This window comes from Micromonospora sp. CPCC 206171 (genome assembly GCF_036906755.1).
GTDB classification, from domain to species: domain Bacteria; phylum Actinomycetota; class Actinomycetes; order Mycobacteriales; family Micromonosporaceae; genus Micromonospora; species Micromonospora purpureochromogenes.
This window is the reverse complement of the sequence record NZ_JBAKHT010000012.1, coordinates 1-6,522: the sequence shown is the minus strand read 5'-3', so window position 1 is coordinate 6,522 and position 6,522 is coordinate 1. Positions and strand designations below refer to the sequence as shown.

Annotated in this window: 6 protein-coding genes; 4 read left to right on the top strand and 2 right to left on the bottom strand. The window is 73.0% G+C overall.

Annotated elements, in window-relative coordinates:
* Positions 1-10: 10 nt before the first annotated feature.
* From V6U89_RS15725 to V6U89_RS15715, 3 genes are read left to right on the top strand one after another with little or no spacing between them, the layout of a single operon-like run.
* Positions 11-439: a hypothetical protein gene (locus V6U89_RS15725; RefSeq protein WP_334571887.1), complete on the top strand. Its 429-nt coding sequence runs from the start codon at positions 11-13 to the stop codon at positions 437-439.
* Positions 433-657 (top strand): helix-turn-helix transcriptional regulator, encoded by a 225-nt coding sequence (locus tag V6U89_RS15720; protein ID WP_442933932.1) that lies wholly within the window; start codon positions 433-435, stop codon positions 655-657. The genes V6U89_RS15725 and V6U89_RS15720 overlap by 7 nt, the downstream gene beginning before the upstream one ends.
* Positions 654-1,625 carry an NAD(P)-dependent alcohol dehydrogenase gene (locus V6U89_RS15715; protein ID WP_334571886.1) on the top strand — a complete coding sequence of 324 codons (972 nt, stop codon included), beginning with the start codon at positions 654-656 and terminating at the stop codon, positions 1,623-1,625. The genes V6U89_RS15720 and V6U89_RS15715 overlap by 4 nt, the downstream gene beginning before the upstream one ends.
* Before the next feature lie 27 nt (positions 1,626-1,652).
* On the opposite strand, the gene V6U89_RS15710 is transcribed toward V6U89_RS15715, so the two are convergent.
* Together V6U89_RS15710 and V6U89_RS15705 are read right to left on the bottom strand one after the other, a co-directional pair.
* Positions 1,653-3,074: a hypothetical protein gene (locus V6U89_RS15710; RefSeq protein WP_334571885.1), complete on the bottom strand. Its 1,422-nt coding sequence runs from the start codon at positions 3,072-3,074 to the stop codon at positions 1,653-1,655.
* Between the two features lie 282 nt (positions 3,075-3,356).
* Positions 3,357-4,475 (bottom strand): ROK family transcriptional regulator, encoded by a 1,119-nt coding sequence (locus V6U89_RS15705; protein WP_334571884.1) that lies wholly within the window; start codon positions 4,473-4,475, stop codon positions 3,357-3,359.
* A gap of 91 nt (positions 4,476-4,566) precedes the next feature.
* Between V6U89_RS15705 and V6U89_RS15700 the strand changes: the two genes are divergently transcribed.
* Complete coding sequence (locus tag V6U89_RS15700; RefSeq protein WP_334571882.1) at positions 4,567-5,865, top strand: DUF1479 domain-containing protein; 1,299 nt, start codon at positions 4,567-4,569, stop codon at positions 5,863-5,865.
* The last annotated feature ends 657 nt before the right edge of the window (positions 5,866-6,522 follow it).

Here is a 6,522-nt window from a genome sequence, read left to right as displayed (position 1 = left end):
GGGAGGGCCAGTGGCGTTCGAAGAGAAACGCGCCTGGATGATGGCCGTGGTCGCGGTCGTCGGCTACGCCACGTACGCCGCCGTCGTCCTCGGCCGCGCCGACGGCCGCCCGCTGGCCGACGCGCCGTACGCCGGCGCCCTGCTGTGGACGATCGCCGGCGCGATCGCGGCGTCGATCGTCGCGCACATCGTCATCTCGATCGTCTCGCCCGAGGGCGCCAACCAGTCCGACCAGCGCGACCGGGAGATCCACCGCACCGGCGAGCACATCGGCCAGTCCTTCGTGGTCGTCGGCGGGGTCGCCGCGCTCGGCATGGCGCTGGCCCGCTGGGACCACTTCTGGATCGCCAACGTCATCTACCTGTGCTTCGTGCTCTCCGCCGTGGTCGGCTCCACCGCCAAGATCGTCGCCTACCGGCGGGGCTTCCAGTCGTGGTGAAACCGACCCGGATCACCAACTCCATCCGCGCCCTGCGCGCCGCGCACGGCGACCTGACCCAGGCCGAACTGGCCCGCCGCATCGGCGTGACGCGGCAGACCGTCATCGCCATCGAACAGGGCCGGTACTCGCCGTCGTTGGAGATGGCCTTCCAGATCGCCGCCGTGTTCGACGTCCCCGTCACCGACGTGTTCCAGTACCCCCGGGAGGGCTCGTGAAAGCCATCGTCCAGGACCGCTACGGCTCCGCCGACGTGCTCCAGTTGCGCGACATCGACCCGCCCCGGGTCGGCGACGACGACGTGCTCGTCCGGGTCCGCGCCGCCGGCGTCGACCCCGGCGTCTGGCACCTGATGACCGGCCTGCCGTACCCGGTCCGCCTCGGCTACGGGCTGCGCCGCCCCCGCCACCGCGTCCCCGGTATGGACCTCGCCGGCGTCGTCGAGGCCGTCGGCCGCCAGGTCACCCGCTTCGCCCCCGGCGACGAGGTCTACGGCACCGGCGCCGGCAGCTACGCCGAGTACGCCCTCGCGCCGCAGCACAAGCTCGCCCGCAAGCCCGCCGCGCTCACCTTCGCCGAGGCCGCCGCCATCCCGGTCTCCGGCCAGACGGCGCTCACCGCCGTGCGGGACGCCGCGACGGTCCGCCCCGGCCAGCGGGTGCTCGTCATCGGCGCCGGTGGCGGCGTCGGCTCGTACGCCGTACAGCTCGCCACGGCAGCCGGCGCCGAGGTCACCGGCGTCTGCGGACCCAGCAAACCCGACCTCGTGACGTCCCTCGGCGCGACCGACGTCATCGACCACACCCGCGAGGACATCACCGACCGGGGCGTGCGATACGACGTCATCGTCGACACCGCCGGCAACCGCACCCTGACCCACCTGCGCCGCGCCCTCACCCCGACCGGCACGCTGGTCCTCGTCGGCGGCGAGGCCGCCACCGGCAGGCTGCTGCAGGGCTTCGACCGGCAGCTGCGCGCGCTGCTGCTCTCCCCGCTGGTCGGCCAGCGGCTGATCCCCCTGGTGGCCAAGGAGAGCAGCGAGAACCTCGACGCTCTCACCGCGCTGGTCGACGCCGGCCGGCTCCGGCCCGTCCTCGACCGGAGCTGGCCGCTGGCCGAGGCGGCCGACGCGATCCGGCACCTGCGCGGCGGCCACGCCCGGGGCAAGAACGTCGTCCTGCCCTGACCGGGGCGACCGCTGGCGCGCCACCGCTCAGCTGCTCGAGACCACCTCGGGCCGGTGCGCCGCCGGCGGCACGTACTGCTCGGGCGCCGGCCGCACCGCCACCGGCGGTTCGGCCGGCTGCTCGGTCTCCGGCTCCGCCGGCGTTCCGTTCGCGGACCGGTCTGTGCCGGGACGGACGGCCAGCATCGGGTACTCGGCGGTCTCCCCGCCACCGGCCGCGGCCGCCATCACCGCGGCGGCCGCCAGGTCCGCCACCCGCTTGGCCTCCCGCTGCACGCGCGCCCGGACGTCCTTGGCGTGCCGCTCGACCGACTCGGCCGCCTGCCGCGCCTCCTCCAACCGCCGGGTCTCGGCGACCAGGCTCCGACGGGTCTCCTCCAGCCGGCGCTGCGTCTGCACGAGGTCCCGCTCGGTGGTGTCGCCCTCCTGCTGAATCTCGGCGAGCTGCTGCCGGGCGGTCTCCAACTCCTCGCTCACCTGCGTCAGCGCCTGCTGCCGCTCCGCGATCTCCTCCTGCACCGCGGTGAGCTGCTCCTGCTGCGCGGCCATCTGCTCGTCGGCGCGCTGGCGCACCTCGGTGGCGTACTGCTGCGCCTCGGCGATCAGCGCCTGCATCTGCTGCTCCGCGGCGCTGTGCTGGTTGGTCAGCTCCTGCTCGGCCGCCGCCCGGTGCTCGGCCAGCTCCTGCTCGGCGGCGGCCCGCCGCTCGGCGATCTCCTTCTCGGCGGTGGCCTGCCACTGGGCCAGCTCCTGCTGGCTCTGCGCCCGCGCCGCCTGGATCTCCTGCTGGATCTGGGTACGGGCCGCCTTGGTCAGCGCCTCCGCCGCCGTACGGGTCTGAGTGATCTGCTTGGCGGTCTGCTCGCTGATCCGCTTCGCCTCCTGCTGGGCGCGCTCGTGCGCGGCCTCACCCTCCGCCCGCAGCTTCTCGGCCCGCTCGTGGATCTCGGCCAGCTCCCGCTCGGCCGCCGACCGGCGCTCCTCGTACACCTTGTCCTGCTCGGCCCGGCGCGCGGACAGTTCCTCGTCGAGGTCGCGCAGCGCCTGGACAGTCCGGTCCCGCGCCTCGGTCAGCACCTTCTCGGCCTCGGCCTGCAGGCTGGTCGCCCGCTGCGTCGCCGTCTCGGTGATCGCCCCGCCCTGCTTCTCGGCCAGCGCCAGGATCTGGTCCACCATCGGGCCCAGGTCCCGGAAGGACGCCCGGTCCACCTGGGCGGGGCGCTGCCGCAGCTCGGTCAGCTCCGCCTGGAGTCGCTGGATGTGCGTGGTAAGGCCGTGCACCTGGGCCGCCGCCTGGTCCCGCTCGGTCGACAGCGTCGCGAGCTGACCGTCGGTCTGCTCGATGTACCGGTCCACCTGCCGCTTGTCGTACCCGCGCAGGGCGGTCTCGAAATGCGGCCGTCCGGCCGCGTCGTCACGCAGCGCGAACGGCTCCTCGCCGTTGGACATGCCGCACCCTCCGTACTGTGTGAACGCCACGCGGATGGACGCCCACGGGCCATGATGTGGCGCAACGCTACCGTCGTCCGGCCCCGCACAATAGGCCCGCCCCGGTTCTCGGAACGCGGTGAGGGGCACCTGTCGCGTCGGTGGCGTCCGCGGGGTCACGGCCTGTCGATGCGGTGGCTTCCGCGTCGACAGTGCGGTGCCCCGGTCGGACCGCTACCCGGTCGGCCGACGGTGCTCGTCCCTCGGGTGGATCGGGGTCCGGCGGCCGGGTCAGCCGGATGTTCACCGAGGGGCCGCGACGATGGCCGAGCGGAGGCGGACGAGGGCGTCGGTGCGCGCGCCGGTCAGGGACGGTTCCCGGGTCAGTCGGGCCGCGCGGAGGTCGACGTGCCGGGGCAGGCGGCCGAAGGCGGCGGTGACGGCGTCGAGGACCGTCGGGCCCCACGGTCCGCCGAGGACGACCAGCTGCGGGTCGGTGAGCGCGACGATGGCGGCGAGGACGCCGCTCACCGCCGCTCCGATCGCCTCGCAGGTGGCCGCCGACGCGTCGGCCAGCCCGCGGAGCCGGTCGACGTCGATCGCCGTGCTGCCGGGCCGGCGCAGCCCCAGGTCACCGAAGACCTCGATGAACCGCGTCGCCCGACCGTCCGGGCCGATGGTGATCAGGTGCGCGATCTCGCCGGCTAGGCCGGCGTGCCCCCGGCGTACCTGGCCGTCGCTGACCACCGCGCAGCCCAGTCCCTCGCCGAGGAAGAGGTACGCGAAGTCGGTCAGGCTGGTCGGATCGCTGTCGCGTTCGGCCTGTGCCGCCCAGTTGACGTCGTTGTCGACGACGACCGGCCCCTGGACCTGCGGCGCGAGCACGTCGACCGGGTCCAGTTCGCCGAGCAGGAACGGCGCGTCGGGGAGCCGGATCAGGCGGCCGGTGGCGCGCTGCACCGGGTCGGCGGCGCTGACGACCGCCAGCCGGGTGGCCCGTCCCGTACTCCGCTGGGCCTGCGTGGCGGCGGTGCGCAGCGCGGCCGTGACCTGCTCGGGCCGGGCCGGGCGGCTGATCTCGTGGTGCGTCCGGGCCAGGGTGTCGCCGTAGGCGTCGACGCACTCGGCCACCACCCCGTCGGGCGCGATGCCGATCACCAGGGCGGTGCCGACGGTGTCGGCGAGCGCGTAGTACGAGCCGACGCGCCCCCGGCCGCGTCCGCCGGGGGTCCGTTCTCCGGTGTCCACGACCAGCCCCGCCTCGGTCAGCCGGCGCACGCTCTCGCTCACCGTCGGCTTGGACAGGCCGCTGCGGGCCGCCAGGTCGGCCCGGGTCAGGCGCCTGGACTGCATCAGCTCGCGAAGCACGTGCTCGTCGGTCAGCGAGCGGAGCAGCTCGAGCGAGGGCTTGGCGGCGGTCACGCCACGATTCTAGTCAGGGGTCTTGCCTAGAAAGCGTCCCGCGACCTACAGTCTTTACAAAGAAGGAGCCTTAACTAGAAGGAGTCCTGCCGTGACCACCCAAGCCGCCCGCCCGACCGCCACGCTCCCGCCGCTGCCGCACTGGGAGTCGACCCCGACCGACCTGCCCGGCGCGATCCGGGAGATCAAGGCGGCGCTGCGCGCCCGCATCGAGGCCTCCGGCCGGAGGGTCGAGGAGGTGTTCGCCGTCGTCGAGCAGCGGATCCAGGCGGAGGTCGACGAGATCGTCGCGGCGCGCGACCGCGGCGAGCCGGTCTGGCCGGTCATCGAGTACGCCGACATCGAGGCCGGCACGGTGCCGGCCGAGACCCTGCGGGCGGTGCGCCGGCGTGGCTGCCTCGTCGTGCGCGGACACTTCGACCGGGAGCAGGCCCTCGCCTGGGACCGCGACATCGTCGACTACGTGGCGGGCAACGGCTTCTTCGACGCCTACCGCGGCCCCGGCGACGACTTCTTCGGCAGCGTGGGTTCCACGCCCGAGATCTACCCGATCTACTGGTCGCCGGCGCAGATGCAGGCCCGCCAGAGCGACCGGATGGCCCGGGTGCAGGCGTTCCTCAACAGCCAGTGGAAGCACGAGTCCGAGGGCGTGCGGTGGTTCGACCCGGAGCGCGATTCGCTCTACCCCGACCGGATCCGCCGCCGGCCGCCGGGCGCCGACTCCCAGGGCCTCGGCACCCACCTCGACCCCGGCACCCTCGACCTGTGGATGACCGAGGCGTACCAGCAGACCTTCCGCCACCTCTTCGACGGCACCGTCGAGCAGTACGACCCCTGGGACGCCGCCTACCGCACCGCCGGGCCGCAGTACCCGGGCACCACCATGTGCTCGGCCTTCCGCACCTTCCAGGGCTGGACCGCCCTGTCCGACATGGACCACGACCAGGGGGTGCTGCACACCGTGCCGATCCCCGGGGCCATGGCGTACCTGATGCTCCGGCCGCTGCTGGCCGACGTGCCCGAGGACGACATGTGCGGCGTGACGGTCAACCAGGTGTTCCCCGCCAACCAGACCTGGCACCCGCTGCTGATGCGCGCCCTCGTCGGCATTCCCGACGTCCGGGCCGGCGACTCCGTCTGGTGGCACTGCGACATGATCCACAGCGTGGCGCCGGTGCGGAACCAGCTGGGCTGGGGCAACGTCATGTACATCCCCGCCGCACCCTGGTGCCCGCGCAACGAGCGGTACGCGGCCAGCGTCCGGGAGGCCTTCCACTCCGGGGCCAGTCCCGCCGACTTTCCCGAGGAGCACTACGAGCGCAGCTGGCCCGACCGCTTCTCGGCCGAGCGCCTGAACTCCACCGGCCGACGCGGCCTCGGCCTCGACTGAGCCGTAGCCAGGGCCTGGCTCCAGGGATGACTGGCGCCCGACGGGAGCAGCGGAACGGCGCGCCCCCGATGTGACGGGGGACGCAGGCCGCAGATTTGACGATCAACTCGCGGCCCGCGTAACTTTCTCTCTGCCAGCGCGGAACGGACGAAACAGGCGAAAGGTCTGGTAGGCCGGAGTGCGGGAATGGTTCAAGGGTCGGCCGGGTTGTCTTCCGGTACGAGCCTGGACCGGCTCCCCGGGGCTTGCGAAAGCCGGTGGGGGTGTGGGAATGATGCCGGGGTCGGATGGGTTGATTCCCATGTGAGCTTGGACCGGGCGGTGCCCCGAAGACGCTGCGAGGCGGATTTGGTGGGGCGGAGTCGACCGGGTATGGTTCATCGCCGGTAGGGAACCGGGCGAGCTGGCGGGTGACCGCAGCGGCCGGCCTGTCGGAAGCCATTGAGGAGAGCGGCGTGAGCCGGTCGAATTGTGGTGCCCGTAATTGTGGTGGAAGTGGTGCGGATCGCGACAGAGCGGTTTGACACGGCGGATATCAGCGGGTAGCGTAGTAAAAGTGCCCGGCGCGGGAGCGGCGGTCGCGACAGTGTGAAATTGCCCCGGGTCGGGGCTCCACAGTGTGGAGCTTCCGGGCGGTGTGTGGTTGTTCTTTGAGAA

Coding starts and splice junctions, on each gene's coding strand:
- V6U89_RS15710 (WP_334571885.1), bottom strand. CDS start 3,074: ATGTCCAACGGCGAGGAGCCGTTCGCGCTGCGTGACGACGCGGCCGGA.